At 38.8% G+C, this 25,170-nt stretch carries 23 protein-coding genes; 6 read left to right on the top strand and 17 right to left on the bottom strand.

All coding sequences use genetic code 11. From position 1 onward, the window contains the following. Positions 1-2: 2 nt before the first annotated feature. Entirely contained in the window at positions 3-794 is a 792-nt protein-coding gene (locus PALI_RS04720; RefSeq protein ID WP_138584349.1) for a YggN family protein, read from the bottom strand. A gap of 387 nt (positions 795-1,181) precedes the next feature. On the opposite strand from PALI_RS04720, the gene PALI_RS04725 reads away from it, so the two are divergent. Then, on the top strand, positions 1,182-1,367 hold the full coding sequence (locus PALI_RS04725; RefSeq protein WP_007579801.1) for a PA3496 family putative envelope integrity protein: 186 nt from the start codon (positions 1,182-1,184) through the stop codon (positions 1,365-1,367). A 117-nt stretch (positions 1,368-1,484) separates the two neighbouring features. Here PALI_RS04725 and PALI_RS04730 read toward each other — a convergent pair whose 3' ends face one another. The 3 genes from PALI_RS04730 to PALI_RS04740 all read right to left on the bottom strand — a co-directional run bounded on the left by PALI_RS04730 (position 1,485) and on the right by PALI_RS04740 (position 3,056). Next, positions 1,485-1,982: a glutathione peroxidase gene (locus PALI_RS04730; RefSeq protein WP_193155058.1), complete on the bottom strand. Its 498-nt coding sequence runs from the start codon at positions 1,980-1,982 to the stop codon at positions 1,485-1,487. Between the two features lie 73 nt (positions 1,983-2,055). Beyond that, positions 2,056-2,355 (bottom strand): AzlD domain-containing protein, encoded by a 300-nt coding sequence (locus PALI_RS04735; RefSeq protein ID WP_193155059.1) that lies wholly within the window; start codon positions 2,353-2,355, stop codon positions 2,056-2,058. Continuing rightward, a complete protein-coding gene (locus tag PALI_RS04740) occupies positions 2,352-3,056 on the bottom strand; it encodes an AzlC family ABC transporter permease (protein ID WP_193155060.1) in 705 nt (234 codons plus the stop codon). The genes PALI_RS04735 and PALI_RS04740 overlap by 4 nt, the downstream gene beginning before the upstream one ends. Before the next feature lie 107 nt (positions 3,057-3,163). On the opposite strand from PALI_RS04740, the gene PALI_RS04745 reads away from it, so the two are divergent. Then, positions 3,164-3,820, top strand: a complete 657-nt coding sequence (locus PALI_RS04745) for a cytochrome b/b6 domain-containing protein (RefSeq protein WP_193155061.1) — start codon at positions 3,164-3,166, stop codon at positions 3,818-3,820. A 351-nt stretch (positions 3,821-4,171) separates the two neighbouring features. Here the strand turns inward: PALI_RS04745 and PALI_RS04750 are convergent, their stop codons facing one another. After that, positions 4,172-4,624, bottom strand: coding sequence for a c-type cytochrome (locus PALI_RS04750; protein ID WP_193155062.1), 453 nt, complete (start codon positions 4,622-4,624; stop codon positions 4,172-4,174). 317 nt (positions 4,625-4,941) lie between these two features. Then, a complete protein-coding gene (locus PALI_RS04755; protein ID WP_077536580.1) occupies positions 4,942-5,412 on the bottom strand; it encodes a DUF2721 domain-containing protein in 471 nt (156 codons plus the stop codon). A gap of 225 nt (positions 5,413-5,637) precedes the next feature. On the opposite strand from PALI_RS04755, the gene PALI_RS04760 reads away from it, so the two are divergent. Together PALI_RS04760 and PALI_RS04765 are read left to right on the top strand one after the other, a co-directional pair. Then, positions 5,638-9,102 (top strand): S8 family serine peptidase, encoded by a 3,465-nt coding sequence (locus tag PALI_RS04760; protein ID WP_193155063.1) that lies wholly within the window; start codon positions 5,638-5,640, stop codon positions 9,100-9,102. A gap of 137 nt (positions 9,103-9,239) precedes the next feature. After that, complete coding sequence (locus tag PALI_RS04765; protein ID WP_193155064.1) at positions 9,240-11,414, top strand: S9 family peptidase; 2,175 nt, start codon at positions 9,240-9,242, stop codon at positions 11,412-11,414. A gap of 43 nt (positions 11,415-11,457) precedes the next feature. Here the strand turns inward: PALI_RS04765 and PALI_RS04770 are convergent, their stop codons facing one another. From PALI_RS04770 to PALI_RS04785, 4 genes are all read right to left on the bottom strand, one after another. Then, positions 11,458-12,945 (bottom strand): sensor histidine kinase, encoded by a 1,488-nt coding sequence (locus tag PALI_RS04770; RefSeq protein WP_193155065.1) that lies wholly within the window; start codon positions 12,943-12,945, stop codon positions 11,458-11,460. A gap of 10 nt (positions 12,946-12,955) precedes the next feature. Then, entirely contained in the window at positions 12,956-13,681 is a 726-nt protein-coding gene (locus tag PALI_RS04775; protein ID WP_138584876.1) for a response regulator transcription factor, read from the bottom strand. Positions 13,682-13,771: 90 nt separating this feature from the next. Further along, a complete protein-coding gene (locus PALI_RS04780; RefSeq protein ID WP_138584877.1) occupies positions 13,772-14,497 on the bottom strand; it encodes a spondin domain-containing protein in 726 nt (241 codons plus the stop codon). Between the two features lie 10 nt (positions 14,498-14,507). Then, complete coding sequence (locus PALI_RS04785) at positions 14,508-15,209, bottom strand: spondin domain-containing protein (RefSeq protein WP_193155066.1); 702 nt, start codon at positions 15,207-15,209, stop codon at positions 14,508-14,510. Between the two features lie 185 nt (positions 15,210-15,394). Here PALI_RS04785 and PALI_RS04790 point away from each other — a divergent pair, with 185 nt between their 5' ends. Beyond that, the gene (locus tag PALI_RS04790) at positions 15,395-15,760 is read left to right on the top strand and encodes a DUF4870 domain-containing protein (protein WP_182702295.1); all 366 of its coding nucleotides are present in this window, start codon (positions 15,395-15,397) and stop codon (positions 15,758-15,760) included. A gap of 228 nt (positions 15,761-15,988) precedes the next feature. Next, a complete protein-coding gene (locus PALI_RS04795; protein ID WP_193155067.1) occupies positions 15,989-16,423 on the top strand; it encodes a YqaA family protein in 435 nt (144 codons plus the stop codon). A 9-nt stretch (positions 16,424-16,432) separates the two neighbouring features. On the opposite strand, the gene folX is transcribed toward PALI_RS04795, so the two are convergent. The 7 genes from folX to ycaO form a co-directional block, all read right to left on the bottom strand. Further along, positions 16,433-16,789: a dihydroneopterin triphosphate 2'-epimerase gene (gene folX, locus PALI_RS04800; RefSeq protein WP_077536589.1), complete on the bottom strand. Its 357-nt coding sequence runs from the start codon at positions 16,787-16,789 to the stop codon at positions 16,433-16,435. 3 nt (positions 16,790-16,792) lie between these two features. Continuing rightward, complete coding sequence (gene folE / locus PALI_RS04805; RefSeq protein ID WP_149605525.1) at positions 16,793-17,347, bottom strand: GTP cyclohydrolase I FolE; 555 nt, start codon at positions 17,345-17,347, stop codon at positions 16,793-16,795. Positions 17,348-17,372: 25 nt separating this feature from the next. Continuing rightward, positions 17,373-18,092, bottom strand: a complete 720-nt coding sequence (folM, locus tag PALI_RS04810; RefSeq protein ID WP_193155068.1) for a dihydromonapterin reductase — start codon at positions 18,090-18,092, stop codon at positions 17,373-17,375. 141 nt (positions 18,093-18,233) lie between these two features. Further along, positions 18,234-19,064 carry an ammonia-dependent NAD(+) synthetase gene (gene nadE / locus PALI_RS04815; protein ID WP_077536592.1) on the bottom strand — a complete coding sequence of 277 codons (831 nt, stop codon included), beginning with the start codon at positions 19,062-19,064 and terminating at the stop codon, positions 18,234-18,236. A 67-nt stretch (positions 19,065-19,131) separates the two neighbouring features. Continuing rightward, on the bottom strand, positions 19,132-19,761 hold the full coding sequence (locus PALI_RS04820) for a YceH family protein (protein WP_193155069.1): 630 nt from the start codon (positions 19,759-19,761) through the stop codon (positions 19,132-19,134). A gap of 43 nt (positions 19,762-19,804) precedes the next feature. Further along, on the bottom strand, positions 19,805-23,164 hold the full coding sequence (locus PALI_RS04825; protein WP_193155070.1) for an ATP-binding protein: 3,360 nt from the start codon (positions 23,162-23,164) through the stop codon (positions 19,805-19,807). Positions 23,165-23,271: 107 nt separating this feature from the next. After that, the gene (ycaO, locus tag PALI_RS04830) at positions 23,272-25,032 is read right to left on the bottom strand and encodes a 30S ribosomal protein S12 methylthiotransferase accessory factor YcaO (protein WP_182702290.1); all 1,761 of its coding nucleotides are present in this window, start codon (positions 25,030-25,032) and stop codon (positions 23,272-23,274) included. Between the last annotated feature and the right edge of the window lie 138 nt (positions 25,033-25,170).

Raw genomic sequence — 25,170 nt, forward strand, 5'->3', positions numbered from 1 at the left:
TATTAGTTTTTAAAGCTAAATAACTGGTAACCTTTAAGTTCTGGCACTTGCATTACTAATTTCTCTTCTTGTTTTGCAATATCGGCAAAGTTATCACATAAAGAATTAGCGCGTTTTTCAAGTGCGTTTGCATGTAACTCTACTTTTTCTTCTATTTGTGCGCCCATATTTTCCATGCGTTGCTCAAAAGCATCCATATCGCCGCCCGAACCAAGTAACTCAGAGCCTAAAGCGACTAAAATACTACCCATAGATTGCATTACAGCCGATTCGACTACCGTCTCCATTTGTTCTTCAAACTGTTGCTCAAAATTTTCACCAAATTGGTTAAAGCTTTGTTGCCCCATCACAAATGTACCTTGCTGGTAAAAAGTGTTTTCTACTTCGATTTTAATGTCGTCCATAAGTGCAGACATATTATCAAGGCCGTCAATATTAAATGCATTACCTACTTCTTCTAGCGCAACGCCGGCAATTTTAACGCCTTCAAGCGCGATGTTAGCTACTTCAGGCAACTGGGTGCGTAAACTATCAGAATATTTAGTGAGTGCTTCACGTTGCGAGTCATTAAGTGCCACAAATTGGCCATTTACAGTTAAGTCACCATTGGAGTTAAATTGCATGGTTTTATTGTTGGCGGTAAAAATTTCTAATTCATTTGGTTTAATACGCACGTCGTTTTTAAATTCTACATCGCATTGATCACTGCTAAACGAAATAGTTGAATCGTTGTCGTTATGAGCCATAGCTGCTGGCGTACAAATTAATGCGCTAACTAATAGTAATTTTTTCATGTGCATTCTCTACTTTATTGTTGATGACTATTAACTTATAACAAGTTTGGTGCCACTATTTTTTTATTTTAATAAACAGATAGTTAATGTTTATTTGGGTTTTAAGTTGCTTTACTTTGATTATAAAAAAACTATTTTTTAGTCAAATTCACTAAGTTATATAAAGCTATAAACAATATTTATCGATACGATAAAAAACTCTCACTTTCCACAATCGAAATTTAACGCTATTTATTCACATTACTGACATGAAGATTATTTACGATAGTCACATGGCTTTATTTTGACGCTAATTTGCACCGCGATTTAGTGTTAAACATTTTAATTTTATCAACTATTGCGATAATAAAATCTTTAGTTGGTCTCAAACACTTTATGGAGTGGGTTGTGGGTAAGACATTTAGTTACGATGCGCTAGATGACGATTTTGTTGAAGACGAGTACGAAATGCTCGGACGTAATCAACATGATAAGAACAAGCAAAAGGTTAAGAAAAAGTTGGAAGACTACCTTGAGCAAAAGCGCTTGCGTAAAAATCTAGGCGAAGACGATTTAAGCGATTATACCGACTAAATCACGCTAGTATAAATAAATACCAATTAACATTGGGCGCTTAAATGTTCAGTTATTCGTATGTTCAAGTGCCAATCGTATTGGCAATAAAGAGGCTTAGCGCCTCTTTATTACTTTTTAAAGTGTACTTTTAGCTTGTATTAATGCTCTTTGAATAGTGAGTTCTAGTTTTTCTGGTTTAGTAAAAGGTGCGTAGCGCTTAATAGGTGTACCATCTGCGGCAATTAAGAATTTAGTAAAATTCCATTTAATTTTTCGTGTTAAAAAACCTGGCAAAGCCGACTTTAAATAGCGAAATACAGGGTGTGCGTGTTCACCATTAACATCCGCCTTGGCTGCCATTAAAAAACTGACCCCATAATTAATCAAACATCCTTGCTCTATTTGAGTAGCATCTCCGGGTTCTTGTTGACCAAATTGATTACACGGAAATCCTAAAATAATTAAACCTTGGTCGGCATATTTAGTATGTAAAGCTTGCAATGACTCATACTGGTAGGTAAATCCACATTCACTTGCGGTATTAACGATAAGTACAACTTTACCTAAAAAATCATTAAAATTAATAGTGTTACCTTGTAAGCTTGTTGCGCTTAATTGATGAAATTGGTGCATATTCACATCTTTATTATTGTTGTTGGCAGCATTTTAACCCTAGTGCGGTACTTCATAAAGTATAAAGATCGCACTAACTTAAAATTAGAAATAACCCCATACCGGCAAGTGTTGTGTAATAAATATTATGTGTTTTATAGGCAACAATAATAGCGACAATAGCAGCGCTAAGATAAGGATTTTGCCAGTTCAAGTTTATGCCATCTTCATTTAAAAACACGATCGGCACCCAAATTGCTGTAAGCACAGCAGGTGCGCTAAAACTTAAAAATTGCTGCATTTTAGGGCCTACCTTAAATGGTAAAGCGCGATGCAAAAACAAATAACGGGTAAAAAATGTAATGCATGCCATTAGTAAAATAGTCGTCATCATGCGTTAACTTCCTTTTTAGCAATTAATCTTGCTGTGCTGTAACCCGCGGTCATTGCTAATAGTGCAGAGCAAACAAGCCATAACTCAAATCCCGTACTTTTTAAAAGCGTCGCGCTAATACCCGCCACAATGACTGTTACTAATGAGGGGAGGTTTTTAATGCAAGGAATAACTAAAGCAATAAATGTCGCAGCTATCGCAAAGTCGAGCCCTAAATTAGTTAAGTCGGGTAGCATTGTGCCCGCAATAATGCCAATTAATGTCCAGATGTTCCATGCTATATAAAAGCTAAAACCTGCGCTCAGTGCGTATATTAAACGTGTTTTTGTTCTATACGCTTTTCGGTGGTGAGAAAATGCAAAGAGCTCATCGGTTAAAACAAAGCTCACGGGTAAGCGCCATCGCATAGGTTGGTCAATCACTTTATGACGCACAGCTAAACCGTATAAAAAATGCCGAGAGCTAATGATAAATGTTGTGAATAAAATTGTGAGTAACGGGGTATTCCCTGCCATTAATTCAATGGCAACAAGTTGGGCTGAGCCTGCAAAAACTAACAGTGACATAGCTTGTGTTTCGAGTGCTGTAAAACCATTTTGTATTGCTAGCGAGCCACATAGGATACCCCAAGGGATCACCGCTAAACACAGTGGCAGCATATCTAAAAAACCTTTTAAAATAGCTTTTTTAACTGGTTGCATGGCATTTACTCTCGTGGCTTGTAGAATGGCTCATAAGGGTACCTTAATATTATGATGTTAAAGTAGTTAACGAATTAGATAATACTGTTTTTATGAGGGTAGGCACAATGGCGACGTTAAAAATATGGGATGGATTTATTAGATGCTTTCATTGGTTTTTGGTTGTAAGCATTGCAGTGCTTTATTTTAGTATTGAAGAGGGCATGATTGAACTTCACTTTATAGCTGGTTTTTTTACATTAGCACTAATTGCAACACGTTTAATATGGGGGATTATTGGTAGTAAAACAGCTAAACTAAGTGCTCTTATACATTCTCCAAGAGCTGTTTTTAATAGCTTTAAAAGCTCTAAAAATACAATAGGGCATTCTGCGCCAGGCAGTTATATGGTGCTTGTGTTTTTTGCGCTGATAATAACACAGCTTGTTACTGGATTAATGAGCAGCGATGGTATTTTAACGGATGGGCCACTTGTAGAATACGTGTCGAGTGATACGGTTGATTTTGCAAACTGGCTGCATCACCTTAATTTTGACATATTACTTTATGCAATTGGTTTACACGTTTTAGCGATTATTTTTTATCGAATAAAAGGTAAGCCGTTAGTAAAAGCGATGATCACAGGTTCAAAAAATTTAAAAGAAGATGAACCACACACTATTGTGACTAAATCACCTTGGTTAGCATGGGGTATATTTTTTATATTGCTGTTTATCTTAATGATGACATGGGGAAAGGAGCCTATTAATTATTTATTTAGCTAGGGCCTGTTTATCTTTCGAGGTTGAATTTGCAGCAGTCTGTTTGGTATTTAGGCAAGGCAGAGCCTATGTAGTGTGGTTATTCCCCATAAATAGGCGATAACGCAGCATAAATGCCAAACATGCGCTGCCCTTTGGGTTCTTTCTAGGGGCAATTTACTCTTTGTTGCTCGGTTTTTACTTAGCCCACTAGGTTACAAACCTCGCGCCGCGATTAAATCCCCCCTAGATTGAACAAGTTTTAATCCTGAAAGGTCAACAGGCCCTAGGTTGCGTTTATTAATTTGGACCTAAATTTCAATGCGCCTTTGTAAAAACGGCACAAAGTTAGTGCCGTTTTAGTAAGCAAAGTAATTAGTCTTTAAATTGCTTATGGCAATCTTTACAGCCTTTTGCCCATGCGCCAAATGCTTTACCAATAATGGCTTTATCGCCAGATTGTGCTGCTACAGCTAGCTCATCGGCATACTGTTGAAACGCAGTTGCTTTTTTCATAAATGTATCGTTTTCAGACCAAACTGCACCTAGTGCAGATGTTTCGCCTTTATCGGTACCTTTGTAAAAAGCTTCCCATGGCATTTTTGATAATGCAGCTGCATTATTTGCACGCTTTTTAAATTGCTCTGCATCAAAAGGAATCTTTCCTTTTAACATTGCACCCATGTCGCTAATTTGAACCGAAATCATAGAAAATGCGGCTTGGCGGTATTCAATGGCATCGCTTGGTTCTTTGAATGCTGTATTTGCTGATGCACTAAATGCACACATTGTGAGTGCGACAGTTGTTAATATTTTTTTAAATTTCATGTTTGCCCCTGTTGAAAATCATAATTAGTGCAATATCTTGTATGTAACGTTATTTTTATTCAAGTAAATGCGACAGCTTAATGAGAAACTAATTTTTTAATCGACTTTATTCAATGTTTAAATGATCATTACATATTGAAAAATAGTGCTATTTACTATCCAATTTCCGGATTAAGTACCAAGCATAACTAATGTTTTACTAAAAGATGAGTAATACATTTTATGCAAAGTGCTATACCTAGTACTTACTTACCTGTATTACTCAATAAATTAAACGATATTGCCCAATAACAAAAATTTACTATAGTTGTTTTGTTTTAGTCGTTTATATCGATATCAGCGAATATCATACCTCTGCGCATACTACGTGTTGCTAGAAAAACTTCACCAAGTAACGATATAAAAGCACATATAAGCAATGCCATAGCGGCTACAAAACAGCAAGCAATTGTAACGCCTAAGTTTATAGATTGGATATGGGATAAAAATAATAGCATCACCACAGCGCATACAAGTAAAGCGCTTAATACACTTAAACTAAAAGCGATATGTATAAAACGAGAGCGCTTTAGCAATGCGCGTAGCTCGGTGGCTAGCGATATATTAAACTCTTCATCTGTGCTGACTTTTAACTTTCGCTCCAACTGTCGAGCTCTATCTGTAATGCGTGCTAAACGATTAGACAAAACCCCTAAAGTTGCCGCTATCCCTGTTATTAAAAAGACAGGCGCCACGGCTGTTTGAATAACTTTAGCCATAGTTAAAATGTTTATTACTTCATTATTCATATAATACTCAAAAAAAGTTAGTTTCGTTTACAATGATTCACAAAGTTTGTTTTTTATTAACTTATTTAAAATCAGCTTGTTATGTTTTTTTTGTTGCTATCGCTCGCTCTTTGTAATTTTTTTGTAATGACGGTGTTGATTTGTTTGCAGTTAAAGATTTATATTCGACATACAATTTAATGTATTATTAAACACAATAATACATAACGTATCTGAGGGAAAATAATGTCTAAGAATATAATAAAAAGAACGGCTATAGCGACTGCTGTATCAAGTGCTTTTATGGTAACACTTGCAAGTGCTGCAACATTGCCAAATGCAACAATTGCATCTCAGCCAGCTGAACAAATAAAAGATTTGGCTTCAGCCAAAAAAGAGCCTTCTGCATACATGATAGTACTTCGTGCAACTACGGCTGTAGATGCACAAGTAGCAGGAACTTACCAACAGTCAAGTCATCGTGAAATTACAGCAAATATTGAACAGCTTCAAGATACGATGACTATAGAGTTAAATAGTTTAGACTTTGATGCAAAAGTAATTGGTAAAACAAAAATATTAGCGCCGACACTTATTGTTCAAGCAACGCCAGAAGCCTTAGCTAAAATAGCGAAAGATTCTCGAGTAGCTAAAGTGCTACCAATGTTTGATTACGATTTACATGTGGCTGCTACTTCAGAATATATTAATGCAAAGCCGCTTATAGTCGATGGTGTTGCAAGTGGTAAAGGCCAACGTGTCGCAGTACTTGATACTGGTATTGATTACACCCACAAAGCATTTGGTGGTCCAGGCACAGTTGAAGCCTATAACGAAGCTCAAGCAGATCCAGCGACTGTTACTTGGCCACAAGGTATAGTACAAGGCGGTTATGACTTTATTCGTAACGATGCTGATCCAATCGAGCATGATCCTGCTGTTGTTATTCCTGATGTAGATGAGCCAACAGATCATGGTACGTCATCATCAAACTCAGTAAATGGTATAGCACCAGATGTTGAGCTTTATGTTTATTCAGTATGTGGCGGTGGCTGTCCTAGTGCAGCACAAGCAGCAGCATTAGAAGCTGCTATGGATCCTAATGGCGATGGCAATATTTCTGATCGTGTAGATGTTATGAACATGTCATTAGGTGGCGAGTTTGGTGATACATACACAGGTGGTGGCACGCAGTACCTAATTCAACGAGCTGTTGATTTAGGTGTAAATATGGTTATCTCTGCAGGTAATGATGGTGACAACCCATTTCGTATTGGTGGTCCAAGTACAACACCGAATGCACTATCTGTAGGCGCGATGACACACCCTACAGTTCAAGTTAGTGTAGCTACTGGTACTGTCGCGGGTGTTGAAGGTAATATCCAAGGCTCAGGATTTGGTTTGCAGGCTGACTACGCTATTTCAGGCGCTGACATTGACCTAGTTTACCCAGATACGAATCAAGATGGTTGTATTGATTTTGCAGCTGATGTTGATTTTACAGGTAAAGCAGTATTAATTGACCGAGGTAGCTGTAATTTCACTAAAAAAGTACTAAACGCACAAAAACGTGGTGCAGAATTCGTAATGATTGCAAACAACGTTGATGATAATACTCCAGCGTCTATGGGTGGCGGTGATGCAGCTGTTACTATCAAAAATGTAGGTATTACTTTTGCTGCAGGTGCTGCTTTAAAAGCGCAATTAACTGCCGGTAATAAAGCAACATTTGACATTGATGTAAAAGTTAAAACGACTTCGGGAGCCGTAGCAACATTCTCTTCTCGTGGTCCTTCGATGGATGGTTTGTTAAAACCAGAAATTACTGCTCCAGGTACAAGTATCAGTGTTGCTGCAACAGGTACGCAAACAGAAAACAATCCTGTATCAGGTACTTCTTTCTCGGGTCCAATAACCGCAGGTGCTGTGGCAATGATTCGTGAAGCACACCCTGAGCGTAATGCATTTGAAATTAAAGCTACAATAATGAATGCGGCTAACCTTGATGTGACAAACAAGCCACTAGCGACTAACCCTGATTCAGAACTTGCACCTATTAGTATGATTGGTGCTGGCTTAGTTGATGTAACTAAAGCGGTGAACTTGCCTGTTGCGGCATGGGTTAACAATACTGAATTTAATACTAAACAAGCCGCTCTTTCGTTTGGTCTTATGAGTATGACTGAAACAAAATCGTTTACAAAAAATGTAACGGTTAAAAACTTTTCATCAGATTCTAAAACGTATGCTCTTCGCACCGAAGCGCGTTACCAAAATGATGAAGACACAGCGGCAATTAGTTGGGACTTCCCTGCATCTGTAACAATCCCTGCTGGCCAAACAACTAGTTTTGATGTTGTGCTGACGGTAGATCCAACCAAGCTTCCGGCATGGGAACTAGAAAATCCTTTCAGTGCTGAAGATATTGCAGCTAGAAGTGCAGCGCTTACTTCAATTGAGTTTGATGGCGCGCTAGTATTTAATGATGCAAGCACAGATACAGATCATGATTTACACATTGTGTACCATGCAATGCCAAAAGCAGCAACGGCATTGAATGTGTCATCTCAAATTGTTAAAAATGAAATGTCGCTTGTAGTAGAGAACAGTGGACAAACAGAAATAAAGCCATTTGCTGAAAACATTGCAGTTATGGGTGTTGAAAAAACGTTTGAAGAAGCGGAATTTAATATTCTAGCAACTACTTTCTCTGTGTTTGCAGATAGCTCTTGTGATTCAGGTCTTTTTGCTACATCGTCAATTCAATTACGTGATCCGTTAACACATGTGTTCCAAGCCGGTTACAGACTTGAAATTGATACTGATAACGACGGTGTATACGACCAAGTAATGCAAAACTATAATGACCGTGGTCGCAGTACAGCATTCCCAGGACGTAGTCGTACAGTCATTGGAACTACAGATGGTGCTGGAACTGACTCTCTAGCATGGGTTACTCCTATGTATCACTCAGCGGGTGAAAATACGGTTACATTTTCTGCATGTACAAACCTATTTAATGCTGACTCGTCGTTAGTTGGTAAGCAAATGAACTTGAAGGTTTCAGTTGGTTACGCTGCTTACCAAACTGGTGTTTTCTCTGAGACAGATAGTGCTGAAGGTTCAACTATTTTTGGTGCGACTCCTAGCGTAGCTTTAAAATCTTTAGCAACAGGCGAGGCGGTTACATCAATCAAGCCAGGTGAAAAAGCGATTGTTGAAGCGAGCAGCCCATTTGTATTATCTCAAACATCAGGTTTAGGAATTGTTAAACTAATGGCTAGCTCTGATTTAGAGCTACCAGCAGTTGTAGCACCAGCCTTAGTTGGTGGTGAATTTACGGTTGTTGAAGATGCAGCTAACGGAACGGTTGTAGGTGCGTTAACAGTTACAGAGTCTGATCTTGATTTAGAAATTTCAGAGTATTATGTACAGTCTAATACGCATCAAGGACTTGGTGTAAATGCTGAAGGGCAAATCGTTGTAACAAATTCGGATTTATTATCAGGTGATTCATCAGCTGAAATTCAAGTGGTTGCAATTGATGTTCGAGGCAATACCTCAGAACCTGCTATGGCTACTGTGAGTATTACTAAGGTAGTGCCTCCAGTGGTAGTAGAGCCTACGAAAAAGAAAAGTTCAGGCTCTTTAGCTTGGTTAACACTATTAGTTGCACCTTTTGCATTTACGCGTCGTCGTAAGCAAAAGTAATTTTATAATCTGATAGTTATATAAAGGGAGCTTCGGCTCCCTTTTTACATTGCTTCACAAACTTAGTAACTACAAAGTCTAATTTTAGGTATATTTAATTACTTAATAAAAAATAAATATAACAAGGACTTTAACTGATGAAGCGCACTCCTTTTGCACTTGCTGCACTATCGCTTGCTATTTTAAGTGGTTGTAATCAAGCCCCTGAAGATATTCAAAAAAATAATACACACGTTAAAGCAATCCAGGTAGCTCAAGTTGTTGCGCCTATTGCTAAAAAAGTACCACATGAAATGACAATTCATGGTGATACACGGATAGATGATTATTACTGGCTGCGAGATGACGAACGTAAAGCGCCAGATGTCATTAACTATTTAGAGGCTGAGAATACGTATACAGAGGCGATGCTTGGACATACCAAGACGTTACAAACGACATTATTTGAAGAGCTAAAAGGTCGAATCCAAAAAGATGACGACTCGGTACCAGTTAAAAACGGTGATTATTTTTACTCATCGCAAACCCGTGGTGATAACGAGTATGCGACTTACTTGCGTAGTAGTGATTTTGCTGGCACTGATCAACAGGTGATTTTAGATGTAAACAAATTGGCTAAAGATCACGACTATTATGCTGTGAGTGGGCTAGATGTAAGTCCTAATGGCAATTTAATGGCGTATGGAGAAGACACTGTTAGTCGCCGTGTTTATAGTGTAAAAATAAAAGATTTAACAACCGGTAAATTACTTGAAGACACACTTGAGGGCACCAATGGTGGCGTTGTGTGGGCAAACGATAATAAAACGATTTACTATATTAAAAAAGACTTACAAACTTTGCTAGGCTACCAAGTCTATCGTCATACGTTAGGCACACCGCAAGCGGATGACGAGCTAATCTACGAAGAGACAGATACCAGTTACTACATGGGTATTAGCAAAAGTAAAGATGGCTCAGAGATTTATATTTGGCACAGCAGTACTGACGCATCTGGTGTATCGGTATTGAGTGCGAATGATACAAAAGCAATGCCTAAGCATTTAATTGAGCGCGAAGCGGGCCTTGAATATGAAATATCGAAATTAGGAAACGCTTATTATATTGTCACTAATTTAAATGCCGTTAACTTTCAGTTGATGAAAGTCGATATTAATAAAGCAGGCGACAAAGCTAACTGGCAAAGTGTGATCCCAGCGCGCGATGATATCAAACTCGAAGGCATTGATTTATTTAATGACTACTTAGTTTACCAAGAGCGTGAAATGGGTCAGTCAAAATTGATTGCGCGTAATTTAAAAACAGGCAAAGAGCTCCCATTAAGCTTTAATGACAGTGCTTATACTATTGGCGCTTATGGTAATAACGATTTAGATAGCGATACGTTACGTGTTTACTACACAAGCATGACGACGCCGGCTTCATCGTACGATGTGAACTTAGCTACAGGCGATAAAACATTACTTAAACAACAAGCTGTATTGGGTGACTTTAATGCTGATAACTATGCCTCAGAGCGTATTTTTGTAACAGCACGCGATGGCATTAAAGTACCAGTAAGTTTAGTTTATCGTAAAGACGCGTTTAAAAAAGATGGCACAAATCCACTGTTGCAATATGGTTATGGTTCATATGGCGCAACAATGGATCCAACGTTTTCTAGTTCACGCTTGAGCTTATTAGACCGTGGCTTTTTATTTGCTATTGCTCATGTTCGCGGCTCACAAATGTTAGGCCGTCCTTGGTATGAAGATGGTAAGTTACTAACTAAAAAGAATACGTTTAACGACTTTGTTGACATAACTAAAGCATTAGTTTCTCAAAAGTATGGCGCAAAAGATGAAATATTTGCGTTAGGTGGTAGTGCTGGTGGCTTATTAATGGGCGCAGTAGCAAACCAAGCACCTGAGCTTTATAAGGGCATGGTTGCGGCTGTGCCGTTTGTAGATGTAGTAACAACTATGCTTGATGCGAGCATTCCGCTTACTACCAATGAATATGGTGAATGGGGTAATCCGAACGAAAAAGCATATTATGATTACATGCTGTCTTACTCGCCATATGACCAAGTATCGAAACAAGCGTATCCTAATATGCTGGTAACGACAGGCTTGCACGATTCACAAGTGCAATACTTTGAGCCTGCAAAATGGGTTGCTAAGCTGCGTGACTATAAAACGGATGATAATAAGTTACTGTTTAAAATAGATATGGAAGCAGGGCACGGTGGTGCATCGGGTCGCTTCAAACGCTTAGAAGATACCGCGCTAAATTATGCATTTATGCTTGATTTAGCGGGTATTAAAAAGTAGTTAATCTTTATATTTAAATAGATTTAACTTAATAAGGTGCTTTTTAAGGAAGCACCTTTTTTTGTGGCAGGTTAAAGCTAAACATAGTGCCTTTACCTATTTCACTTTGTACGTTAATTTCGCTATCCATTAATTTTAATAATCCTCTACAAATAGCCAATCCTAAACCACCTTGCTGACGCCCCTCTTTATTTGAGTTACTTGCCTGATAGTGCGGGTCAAAAATAGCATTCAGCTCATCTTCTTTTATGCCTACGCCTGTGTCTGATACATGCACAAATAGCTGATTATCGTCACTGCGTTTTACATGTACTGCAATGCTGCCGCCACGAGGTGTATGCCTAATAGCGTTATCGATTAAATTACTTAATACACGCTCTAGTTTTGCTATGTCTGCTATAACCGGGAAATCACAAATTGCGGGCTCTACCGATAAACTAATACCTTTTTTATCAACGGCTAAACTAAATTTTGCAATACAATCATAAATGAGTTCGCCTAAATTAAAGGTTTCTTTGTTGATATTTATTTCACCATTTTCTAAGTGAGAAAGTTCAAATATTTGCTCTATTAATAGCTTTAATTGTCCACAATTATTAAGCGAGACGTGTAAGTACTCTTGTTGCTCCTTTTGGCTTAATTGGTCGCCTGATTGGTTTAATACTTCTAAAAATCCTTGCAGTGATGCAAGTGGTGTACGTAAGTCGTGTGATAAATGAGTTAATAGCTCTTTGCGTTGTTTATCGCCCTGTTCTAGTGCTTTAAACTGCTCATTAATACGGGTAAGCATGGCTTGGATACTGCGACCTAAGCTGTGTACTTCATTACTTTTCTGCGTTGAGAAGTGACTGAGCTTTGTATCGGTAAGGCTGTAGTTAGCTGCTTCAATATTACTCACATCACGGGCTAAGCGCTGAATTGGATTGGTAAAAAAGCGCAATAAGATTAGCATAGCAATGAGTAAAAATATTAATGCAGATCCAAGCCATAATGCGGCGAGCCATAGTTTGTCATTGTTTTTTATAGTGCTTAAGGAGGTATCGTAAGCTTCGCCACCAATAATTACATATAAGTAACCTTGTAATTTATCGTTATTAAAAACAGGCGCGGCGGAAAATATTTTTTGTTGTTCTTTATTACGTGGATTATCACCATATATTGGCGCTGCTTTAGGGTCTTGGATTAATTTTTTTAGTGGAGCCAAATTTATATGAGTACGCTTAACTTTGCCAGGCTTTGCCGAGTAAGTAAGAATCTTTCCGGTCTCGTCTACAAAATAAAATTCAAACGCAGGGCCTAATAACATTAAAGTATGAAAGAGGTTTTCTAGCGCCTTATAATCGTACACGCCTTCTTTTATTAGTGGATTATCTTGCACTAAATGTTCAGCTAACGCTAAATGCAGGTTTTGTTCAGCGTGATGTTTAGAGGTAAGTTCTAACTGTTTGCTCCAGCTGTAAACGAGTGCGCAAATAAAGCAAAAAATCACCACTAACGAGACCGCTAATTTTTGATACAAAGATAGTTTCATAATAAAGATCTTAATTAAGTTGGCTTGGGTTTAGCTTGTAACCAACACCCCAAACAGTTTCTATAATCGGCGCTTGTTGATGCGCTTCTAATTTGGCGCGTAAGCGGTTTATGTGGGAATTTACAGTGTGCTCGTAACCACTGTGCTGATAACCCCATACTTTATCGAGTAATTGCTGACGACTAAAAACATGATTTGGGTGGTGCGCAAAATAAACCAGTAAATCAAATTCCGTGGCGGTGAGATTAAGTGCTTGTTCGGCTAAATACACTTGGTGTGAGCTAAATTCAATATGCAGAGAACCTACAGTTAGTGTTTGCTCACTATCGACAGGGAAGTTATCATTATTTTGACTAGCGAGTAGTTGCGCTCTGTGGCGTAGCTGAGTTTTAACTCTGGCTTGTAATTCACGGGCAAAAAAGGGTTTGCAAATATAGTCGTCGGCGCCCATTTCAAGGCCAATAACTCTATCCATATCACTGCTAAGCGCGGTAAGTAAAATTACGGAGGTAGTTGGGTAATGTTCTTTTATTTTTCGGCACAAGCTTAAGCCATCCATTTGCGGTAAGTTTATGTCGAGTAAAATAAGTCCGTAGGGATGCTTGGCTATTTTTTTTAAAGCAAGCTCTGCACTAACAACATGATCAACATGTAGGTTCAATGACGTTAGCTGGGTGGTAATTAGTTTTCCTATTTCTCTATCGTCTTCCACAATAAGTAGTTTTTCATGGCGCATAGTTAATCCTCGTAAAAAGGGGGGCATCCATGCTCCCTTACTTCCCCATTACAAGCTGGTAAATTAACGCTTAAATGCCGTTAATATGGATTACTGAGTTCGGGTAATGACAACTTTTGCCAATGGATTATCAAACTTGTGTTCAGGGCTTAGTACTGAACTTGATAGACCGTCTTCATTGGTAACTACACCAGGGTGCCTTGCTACAAAATCAACATCATTGCGCGCTTCGTTAAAGCCTTCGCCATTATCTACAGGACCCGGTAATGTACCAGCTGCTTCTGTATTTGCTTCTGTACCTGCATCATAAGCAACCGTGGTGCGCATAATTGAATCACCAACAGCTAATGCAGATACATCTATAGCACTAAGACCGGTAAACCCATCATTTGTATTCACCATCATTGTGGCAAGCGATAATTTGAGTACTTCTACTGTGTCGGTAGTGATTGTGACTGTCGTGTTTGCGCCAGGCCCAACAGGGCCTTCGCTTGATGCATTGGCAATACCTTTTTCAAATGCTAGAAGTTGGCTGTTATCACCACCTTCAGCCATTGTTTCTAGTGCAACTGATGCAGGACTACCAATTTGCCATAGTGTACCGTCATGATGTGCAACTACAGCAATGGGCGAGAAAGGCTGACCAGCAGTTAAGTTACTTACGGTAACACTAAATGTATAGCTAACAGGAGTCGGAGTTGGCGTTGGTGTAACGACTTGTTCAGGCGTATTGTTATCGTTATCACCACACGCTGAAAGAGTCGATACAAACGCGAGTACTACGGCGCTTTTTTTGATATTTCGAAAAGATGACATAATAGCGCTCCTACTTAACCGTAACGGTTAGTTTTGCTACAGGGTTTAACCATCTATGCACGGTGTTACTTAAATCACTCTTGCCAGCAGCTAGATCGTCATCTCCCAAATTACCAGGGTGAATATGAATGTTAATATTGCTATCAGTACTTGTTAAACCCGCGCCACCAGTGCCTGCATTGCCACCTGGTGCTGCCGGAATACCAGGCGTGCCAGGTGCGTCAGAGCCATCTACTACAAGTTCATTATTTTGTTCTGTGCCTGCGTCATATGCGTTTAAATAAACAGTATATGTGCCAGCTTCAGTTGGTATTTTCCAGCTATCTAGGCCAACGAAGCCATCATTAGTTGGCAGCATCATTGCAGCTAAAGATAAATACTCATTACCATCAGCTGTAGTAAGTGTTGTCATTGCTGACGCGGTTGGGGCAAGTAGGCCTTCAGCTGGATTTGCTGCCATATCGCTTCCCGCAGCTGTTGCTTGTGCAACTAATTGAGCTATGTTTCCGCCTTCTGCCATAGTTTGCAATGCGGTAGAGGCCTCTGTTGCAACTTCAAAAAGCTTATCTTCACTATCGTGAGCGGTTATAAGTACGGGTGTAAAGTGTATACCTTGGGTTAAGTTCGTGACTTTTAAGTCTAACTCTGCGGCCATAGTCGATTGGCTAGCTGCCGCTAAAAGAGTTGCAATTGTTAATGTTGAAGCTTTCATTATTATTTCCTGTAAGTGATGATTCGAGCTAAGTATTGAATAACCGTCTCAAGAAACTCTCACAAACTTATCACTTTTTTATCACAAGACTTCACGCTGTGATTTTTAAAGGTAAATACGTTGGTTGATTAGTAGACATTTGTTTAGTTAAGAGGCAACATACATAAAATAAAAAGGAGCGTGTTGTGGAAGAAAATCAAGAGGTTAAACCAGTTAATAAAGATGACCGTACATGGGCTATGCTATGTCATTTAAGTGCATTAGCAGGGTTTATTGTGCCGTTTGGCTCAATAATTGGGCCATTAATTGTTTGGTTAATTAAAAAAGATGAAATGCCTATTGTTGACGTACATGGCAAAAAAGCACTTAACTTTCAGATAACTATGGCAATTGCCTACCTTGTTTGTTTTGTACTAATATTTGCGGTGATAGGTTTAATATTACTACCTTTAGTGGCAATTTTTGGGTTTGTAATGGTTGTAATGGCAAGTATTAAAGCCAACGAAGGTAAAGAGTTTAACTATCCGTTTAGTTTAAATTTGATAAAATAAACATACAGTTTATTTTTATACCAATTGCATTAAATTAGTGATCTATTATAGCGATAAGAAAATAGCTCAATAACAAGGCTAAAATTATGATACATAGTTGTTCTATATAAATAATTTTTAACGTAGTTAGTGAGTTATTTAATACGCTAGAATGATCATGTTTTTAATAAAATTGGTATTATAAACCCAGCTATAGGCTGGGTTTTTACGTTTAGCCAGAAGGGCATTATGTTGTATCTCACGTTATTTATTAGCGCATTTATATCTGCCACACTGCTGCCCAGCTCTTCTGAGGTGATCATGGTGGGGATGGTTACTCAAGGTGAAGTTAATTTATGGCTTATGTGGTGCGTAGCAACATTTGGCAATGTACTCGGGAGTTGCGTTAATTATTGGTTGGGTACGCAGGTACTGCGATTTAAAGATAAAAAGTGGTTTCCGGTGTCTGAAAGTGGCCTTGAAAGCGCACAAAAGCAATTTAATAAATACGGTGTCTATAGTTTATTATTTGCTTGGTTACCGATTGTAGGAGATCCGCTAACGGTGATCGGAGGCATATTTAAAGTACGATTTAGTCTTTTTTTATTATTAGTAACACTAGGCAAAGGCGCGCGCTATTTAGCGGTTATCGCCCTTGCCGTTGGATTCGAAAAACTCATTTAGATACAAAAGTTACTTCGCCCAATCAAGCGTAAGCGATACTGAATCAGCAAAACGCAATGCATGTGGTTTATCAACACGGGCTTTTGCGTAATGAACACTTGGGTGGGTATGGCAAACAGCAAGAATTTCGGCAACTAATTTTTCCAGCAATAAAAAGTGTCCTTGCTCTACTAAACTAATTACTTCTTTTGTGATCACTTTATAATTAAGTGCTTGCTCTACTTCGTCGTTTTTACAGGCATCATCTGCAGGGTAGTGGATCTCTAAGTTTATCACTACGTCTTGCTTTTTTTCACGTTCTTCTTGATTAAAGCCGATAAAAGTACGTAGGCGTAAATTAGTAACGTTAATAATTGCATTAGCCATAGGTTAACCCTTTATAAGCTGCAAAAATTCGTTACGCGTTTTAGGATCACTTCTAAAGTTACCTAGCATTACTGACGTTCGCATACTTGAATTTTGTTTTTCTACACCACGCATCATCATACACATGTGCTTTGCTTCAACAATAACACCGACACCTTTAGCGCCAGTAACTTCTTCAACTGCTTTAGCGATTTGATGCGTTAGTTGTTCTTGAATTTGAAAACGGCGTGAAAACATATCAACAATACGGGCAAATTTAGATAAACCTAACACTTTACCGTTTGGGATGTAAGCAATATGGCAGCGGCCAATAAAAGGCAGCAAATGATGCTCACACATAGAGTACAGCTCTATATCTTGCACTAAAACCATATCGTCAGCATCAGACGTAAACACCGCTTTATTGGTTATCTCATCAAGCGTTTGGCGATATCCTTGGGTTAAATACTCCATTGCTTTTGCTGCGCGCTTTGGCGTATCAAGTAAACCTTCGCGGTTAGCGTTTTCGCCTACTGCGGTGATTATTTTTTGGTAACTTTCTTTTAATTCATTATGCATAAATATCTCATTTTATTTAGCTTATTTACTTTAAGTGACGACCACCATCAATAGGCAAAGAGCGCCCGGTGATGTAATGGCTTTGCAGCAGTAAATCAATGCTATTGATAATTTCTTGGCATCCTGGTTCAATGCCCATTAATGATTTTTTTAGGGTTTTTACACGGTATTGCTCATCGTCATGCTCATTAAAAATAATGAGTGAGGGAGCCACCGAGTTTACTTTTATATTTGGCGCATATTTAGCGCTGAACGATTTAGTTAGGTTTTCAAGGGCTGCTTTACTTGCCGCGTAAGCTAAATGCTTAGGGCTGCCTGTTTCAACTACGTAGTCAGTAAGGTGAATGATATCGGCCGGAGTCCCCGTTACCTTTTGGTGCGCTAAAAGAAGCTCTGCGCACATCATATTGATTAAATACGGTGTTTTAGCGTGTATACGCATCATGTTGTCAAACAGTGCGGCGTAGTCAGGATTATTCGCCTCACAATCCCAGCTTGATGCATTATGCACAATTGCGCGTAATGACCGCGTGCATGTATTAAGCGTCTCTATAAATGTATTAATTCCTGCATCGGTACTAAAGTCAGCATAAATACACACCACACCTTGCTGCTCGAGTTTATCAACCGCATCATGGCGAGTACGGTATGTAATTATAACGTCTTGTCCTTGGGCTATATAATGTTGAGCTAGCGCTAAACCAATACGTTGGCCTGCGCCGGTAATTAAAATGGGCGATGTCATATAATGCAGTGTTCTCTTTGGCGGGTAATTAATAAATATTAGCGTGTTAATTTAATAAAATATACGCAGTCTCTTGATCTGTCGATCAAAAAAGCAATTAATCGCACCGAGCGCTAATTGCTTTATTTTATTAGTTGGACATTAATCGTAAATTGTCGGAATCGGTTGACGTTTATGTTGCGTTCGCTGATAGATACTAACAAGCTTTTCTTCAACATCTTCAGATATTGATTTACCTTCTAAAAAGTCATCAATTTGCTCATAGCTTAAACCAAGAGCCTCTTCATCTGTAAGTCCAGGGCGATCACTTTCTAAATCAGCAGTTGGGGCCTTATTAACCAACAAATCAGGTGCACCCAATGCTGTTGCAAGTGCACGCACCTGACGTTTAGATAAACCAAAAAGCGGTGCTAAATCGCATGCACCGTCGCCAAATTTTGTATAAAAACCAGTAATATTTTCAGCACTGTGATCAGTACCTACGACTAAGCCTTGGCAAAAACCTGCAATTTCGTACTGAGCAACCATACGTTGGCGTGCTTTAACATTGCCTTTAATAAAGTCGATTTGCGCTTGATCGGGTAGTGTTTCACCACAGCCAATTACAGCCGCTATAGCTTGCTCATGAAGTGCATCGGCTGCTGGCTGAACATTTACCGTCATACGTTTGCTTGGTTGAATAAAATCAACCGCCATTTGCGCTTCGTCTTCATCGGCTTGTACGCCATAAGGTAGGCGTACTGCTATAAATTGGTACTTGTTAGTGTTTTGTTCTTTATTCAGTTCGTTTACGGCTAATTGGCATAAACGGCCACAGGTTGATGAGTCAACACCGCCGCTAATCCCAAGTACTAACGATCGTGAGTAAGCTGCTACTAAACGTGTTTTAATAAAACCAACTCGACGAGTTATTTCAGCATTTACATCAATCGTTGGCTGAACCTTCATTTCAGCCATAATTTCGGCGCGCATTGCCAGCTCCTTATTGTTAAATCAGTTTATACGCAATAAATTTATTATGTGATTTAGCGTATTTTAGTTAAAGCCCTAAATGATCTTTTATTTGGCGAAGCTCTGCTTTTAATTCGTCTATTTCTGCAAGTAGCTCGTCTAATTCATTATTTTTAAGCGAATCAACTTTTCGTATTGTCTCATTAGTTGTTAAGTTCGATGCTTGATCACCAAATAAATGTACGTAACGACTATCACGTTTACCAGGCTCACGGTCTAGTTTATTTACGTAATCATTTTTTATAAGTTCATTTAACGCGTTTTCTACTTCGTTTACGTTACTAAAATCGGCGAGCCTATTACTGCGGGTTCTTAATTCCCCAGGGGTCTGTGCACCACGTAAAAGTAATAAACAAATTATCGCACGCTGCTGCACAGAAAATTGCAGATTACTAAACTCGGTATTACAAAAGCGGTGATCGTATTTATTTACGCGACCAGAAAGCCCTTCATCTATTGTGACCAAGCGTGTTTCAATTAGTTCGTCGAGTGCATTTTGTACATCATTTTCTGTAAGATTTAAAACAGGATCGCGATTAGATTTTTGATTACACGCATTCGTTAGCCCATTTAAAGACAGTGGATAATGCTCTGGTGTTGTACTTTGTTTTTCTAATAAACAACCAATAATACGTTGTTTATTTGCTGATAACTGCATAAATAATCTTAAATGAGTGGGCACATTTTATTAGCTTACACTTTTATTGAGTACCAAGCCATTGCTGAAGTTTGGGTTTTAGATCGGCTAAATCTAGCGGTTTACTTAAATAGTCATCCATTCCCGCAGTTAAGCATTTTTCTTTATCACCCTGCATCGCATTTGCGGTTAAGGCTATTATCGTAATCTTTTTATTATGATTGCCAGCATCGCCTTTTCTAATTGCGTGTGTTGCTTGATAGCCATCCATTTCTGGCATTTGGCAATCCATTAAAATGAGCTTATAAGGTTCGCCTTGCTTTGTCGTCAGTTTTTTTATTGCCTCAACCCCATTTTCGGCAATATCAAAAATTACTCCCATCTGCTTTAATAAAGCAGAGGCAACGACTTGGTTTATTTTATTATCCTCCACTAATAATAGTTGTGGTGCTGATGAATCAGGCATTAGTGCTTTCGTTAATTTGTTCTCTAATTGTGCTTGATGTTGTTGTTGCTCAATATATTTATCGTTGGTGAGTGAATCAAACAAGTCAGAAGGGGTAAGCGGTTTGAAAATCATGCAATCAAAATCCATTTCTAACTTTGAATCTTCTTGGGAATAGCTCATTGGCGCCATAATAATTAGTTTACAACTTTGCATCGTTATAAATTTTTTAAGTGAGGCTATATGTGATTGAGGCGCTTTTTCAAAAAAGTAATAATCAATTAAAATTGCTTCAGGACCATTTATTACCGTGTGTAAATAATCAAAAACTTGCTGGTAATCATTTATGCATTCAACGTTTGCTCCCCAGATAATGAGCTGTTTATTTGCTGTATTAGCATTTAAGTAGCACTCATCAATAATTAAAATATGTTTGTTTTTAATTAAATGACTTGGTAAGTCTTGCTCTTTACTCAATCTAGGTTGTATCTCTATCGTGAAAGAAAATGTACTGCCTTGGCCTTTAACGCTGGTTACTCTCACTTCGCCACCCATAAGATCACAAAGCTGTTTAACTATCGCAAGGCCTAACCCTGTGCCACCAAACTGACGCGTAGTCGATGCGTCTGCTTGTGTAAATGATTCAAATAATGAACTTTGTTTTTTAGAGTCAATGCCAATGCCAGTATCGATTACTGAGCATTGTAAGAATGAACCATTTGTTGCTTCCTCAACTCTTGCGGTTATTATTACTTCGCCATTTAAAGTGAACTTTACCGCATTACCAATCAAGTTATTTAGAATTTGGCGTAATCTATTTGGATCACTAATTATTTCACTGACAGTAATTTGCGTCGCATCTAAAATAAGTTTGGTATTGTTTTGTTCAGCTTTTAAAGCAAATGATTCAACCACTTCTCCTAACAATCTCGGGAGATTAAATTGCACATTTTCAATGTTTAGTTTACCAGCTTCAATTTTTGAAAAATCTAAAATATCATTAATTATATTCAGTAATGATTGAGCAGATGATTGCGCAAGCTCAATATGGTGCTCTTGTTGCTGGTCTAATTGACTTTGTTTTATGATGTTAAGCATGCCTAAAACGCCATTCATTGGGGTGCGAATTTCGTGACTCATACTGGCTAAAAATTCACTTTTTGCAGCAACGGCTTGCTCTGCAGCCTCTTTGGCTGTTACTAGTTTTTGCTCTGTCTCTATTCGTTGTTGGCTTGAATGTAAGCTGCCAATTAAGGCAGCAACAGCAATTAAAAAGCTTTCTTCGTTTTTAGACCAATAGCGTCTTAATTGGCATTGCTCTGCACAAACCACCCCGATTGCCCCACTGCCTGCGGGAATAATCACACACAACATTGATTTAATTTCTAATGGTATTAAATAGTGATTTTTGATTGGTGCAAGTGTTGGGTGCTCCAAGACGTTAGGGGCATTAAATACCGCAAGGTGATCTATTGCGTTAAAAAAATCGGGAATGTTTTTTCTGAGCCAAATAGGGTCAATGTTATCACTCGGTGCATGTGTACTGTGTATGGCAAAAGGACTTAGTTGAGTTTTATCGTCATTAAAAAACCAAATACTCGCGCGTTTAATATCGAATGCTTGGCAGATTGATTGGGTAATAATGTCTTTTGATTGGCTTAGTTGCCCATTTAAGATTAATTTATTAACGGTAAGAGAGGCTAAAATTTCATTGTGCAGCGCGGTTTTGCTATTTTCTAATTCAATTTTTTTACGGATGTCGATATTTTGTAATGAGCCAAAAATACGCGTACTACGGCCATTTTTTCGCTCAGCTTCGCCATTTACAAGCACCCAAACAGATTCGCCTTCAGCAGTTATGACTTCTAGCTCAACTTCGTAGCTTTCACCATGCTTTATGGCACGTTCAATTAAATGTTTGATTGTTTCTCTGCTTAGGCCTTTTTTAAAGTAACTTAAATCTTTGGGCCATTCAGGTTGGGTTTGCAGAGGATATTTGAATAATTTTTTGGTCATATCGGACCAATACACTTGTTTAGTCTCTAAGTTAAATGACCATGCACCTATTTGAGCTAGGTCGCTCATTGTTTCGAGCATTTTTTCATTTTGTTGTTGGCGATTAAGCATTTTTAAAAAGAACATAAATGCCAAAATTAATAACCCACAAATAATCATCACGGCCAAGCGTAAAGGCCATATAGCTGAGCTTGGAGGGCTCCAACCGGCTTTTGGTGCAACATATAAATGCCAACTCCCGCCTTGAAAGTTTAAAGCAAATTCGAGGGGGGTTTGTTCAACAATGCGTGGATCGCCATAAAAAAACTCCCCTTTTTTACCTAAGCCATTGCGTCCTTGTATTGCAACTAAGTACTCTTTTTCAAGTTCATAAATCCCTGAGTTGCCATAAACTTTGCTAATATCGAGTACCACTGATAACAAGCCCCAAAACTCATGATTAGGTGGCGTATACACAGGTACTCTGGCTATTAATGCTTCGCCGCCTTGTACTAATGTTAATGGCCCCGCCATAATGATCGTGTTCGTATCGCGTGCTCTAATCGCATCTGCACGTTGATTTTTATTAGCTAAAAAATTAAGGCCGATTGCTTTTTCGTTTCCTTTTAAAGGGTAAGTCATCTGGATAATCATATTGGGTGCGCCGCCAATATTACGTAGTTCATTTGATGTATCGAACAAAGGAGCGGCAATTTGTTCAAAGCGTTCTTGTTTTAAATTAGGCTCTGCGGCAACTGCAACGGCTAAACCACGTACTAATTGAATATTAGAAACTAAAGTGGACTCGAGTTGAGCGCGATAGGTACTGACTTCTGACAGGATTTGTAGGCGGTAGGCATCTTTAACACGGTTATAGTTAATATTATCAAGTACAACACCGACTAAGATTGTTAGCGTCAGCGATAACCAAAAGGCAAGCTTAAAGTTATGGACATTTGTATTACTGTTAGTCGGTGGCGACATTAGCTACATCGTGGTGTTAATTTAGGCAATTCAACTATAGCTAATTTATTACACAAATGAAAATGGCGCCGATCAATATGCGCCATTTTATTTTTATAATTAGTAGTTTAGCTATCGCTAACTTCACGTGCCCAATGATTTTGCTTTGCTACGTGTAACTTGCGGTAACCATCAAGTAATGCCGCATGCTTTTTAAAGCCTTTAAGCGATAAGCCAGGGAAAGTTAAACCGTTAAACTGCTTTTCACCTTCGGCAATTTCAATAGCAAGCGTTACGTTATTAGCGCCAAACATTAAGCCTAGTGCATCTTGGTAATCTGCGTATTCGCGCTCGTCATCGTATTTTATTTCAAGAACTGCTTTTAAGCAGCGGAAGTGGCGCATTGCCTCTTCGTTTACTTGGCCTGTATGAAGTATCCAGTCAACCCAATCAATGGCTTCTTCGCTGCCTGCGGCTAAACATAGGTGCGCTTTAAGTTCACCAATACGCAGTGTGTGCCATGGTGTGTCGGCATCAGTTGCTAAGCCAATAAATTCTGCGGCGCGGATAATATCGCTGTGGCCTGCTTCTTCAAGGCTGTCGTAAATTTCCATCCATTGCTCTGCATCGTACTGATCAAGCGATAGGAATGTTTCACGGAATTTAGCGCCTTCGTTGTTGTTGCGCCAAATAAGCTCATCAACAGGGTAAATGTCTGACATGCCAGGTACTAAAATACGACATGCGTATACGTTTAGGTGCGTGTAATCCATGATGTAGATATCGTGATCCATGCTGTGAATTAGGTCAGTACAGAAGTTATATTCTTGCTCAGTTGTGCCGCTAAAGTCCCAGTGTACAAATTCAAAGTCAGCTTTTGCACGGAAGAAATCATGCGAAATCAAACCGCTTGAATCAATAAAGTGCAGTTCAATGTTTTCAGGTGTTGCTACTTCGTCGTTATCAAAGGTAGCAGGTTGGAATACATCTAGTTGATCAAGACGACGACCTTGTAGTAACTCGGTAACGGTACGCTCAAGCGCAACTTCAAACGATGGGTGAGCACCAAAAGAAGCAAATACAGAGCCATCTGTTGGGTTAATAAGCGTTACGCTCATTACAGGGTATTTACCCCCAAGCGATGCATCGGCAATGCGCAGATGAAAACCATGACTGCGAAGTTCTTCACACGCTTCGTGAATTTTAGGATATTGCTTAACAACATCTTCAGGCACGATTGGTAAACAAATACCTTCGGCGATGATGCGGTTTTTAATAGCGCGTTCAAATACTTCTGATAAACCTTGTACGCGCGCTTCAAATTTCGTGTTGCCTGCGCTCATACCGTTAGATACAAAAATGTTACCTATAACGTTTACTGGAATGTATACATCTTGGTTATCGCGTTGGCGAGTGTAGGGCAGGGTACAAATGCCACGATCATCATTGCCTGAGTTAAAATCAAAAAGGTGTGATGCGTTCAGCTCACGCTCTGGGTCAAAATAATCCCATAAGCTCTCATCCATAATACCTTGTGGTACTTCATCGCCTTCAACTTCAAACCATTTTTCAGTTGGGTAATGAGTAAACTCACCATTGGCAAACTCTTCACCTAGATAAAAGTCTGCAAAAAAGTAGTTACAGCTTAAGCGCTCAAAGTATTCACCGAGTGCTGAGGCAATGGAGGCTTTGTCGGTTGCGCCTTTACCATTGGTAAACATAACACCGCAGTCGCTGTCTTTTATATGAACCGAATAACAGTTAGCTACAGGGTTAAGCCAAAGCGCTTCTTCAACATTAATGTTTAGGGCTTTAAGCTTGTTTTGCATGGTAGAGATTGACGATTCTAGGTCGCGGTCTTTACCTTTGATAAATGTTTTTTCAGTCATATTGATCTCAACTAGTTCTGCACGATGTGTGGAGCTGACATTATCGTGGATTTTGATGTTTATTTCACCCTTTGCGAGCAAGAACATTATTATTTAATAAAACTGTGGTTATTATATGCTCTCAACGCTTGATGAAAA

The sequence above is a fragment of the Pseudoalteromonas aliena SW19 genome, assembly GCF_014905615.1.
Taxonomy (GTDB): domain Bacteria; phylum Pseudomonadota; class Gammaproteobacteria; order Enterobacterales; family Alteromonadaceae; genus Pseudoalteromonas; species Pseudoalteromonas aliena.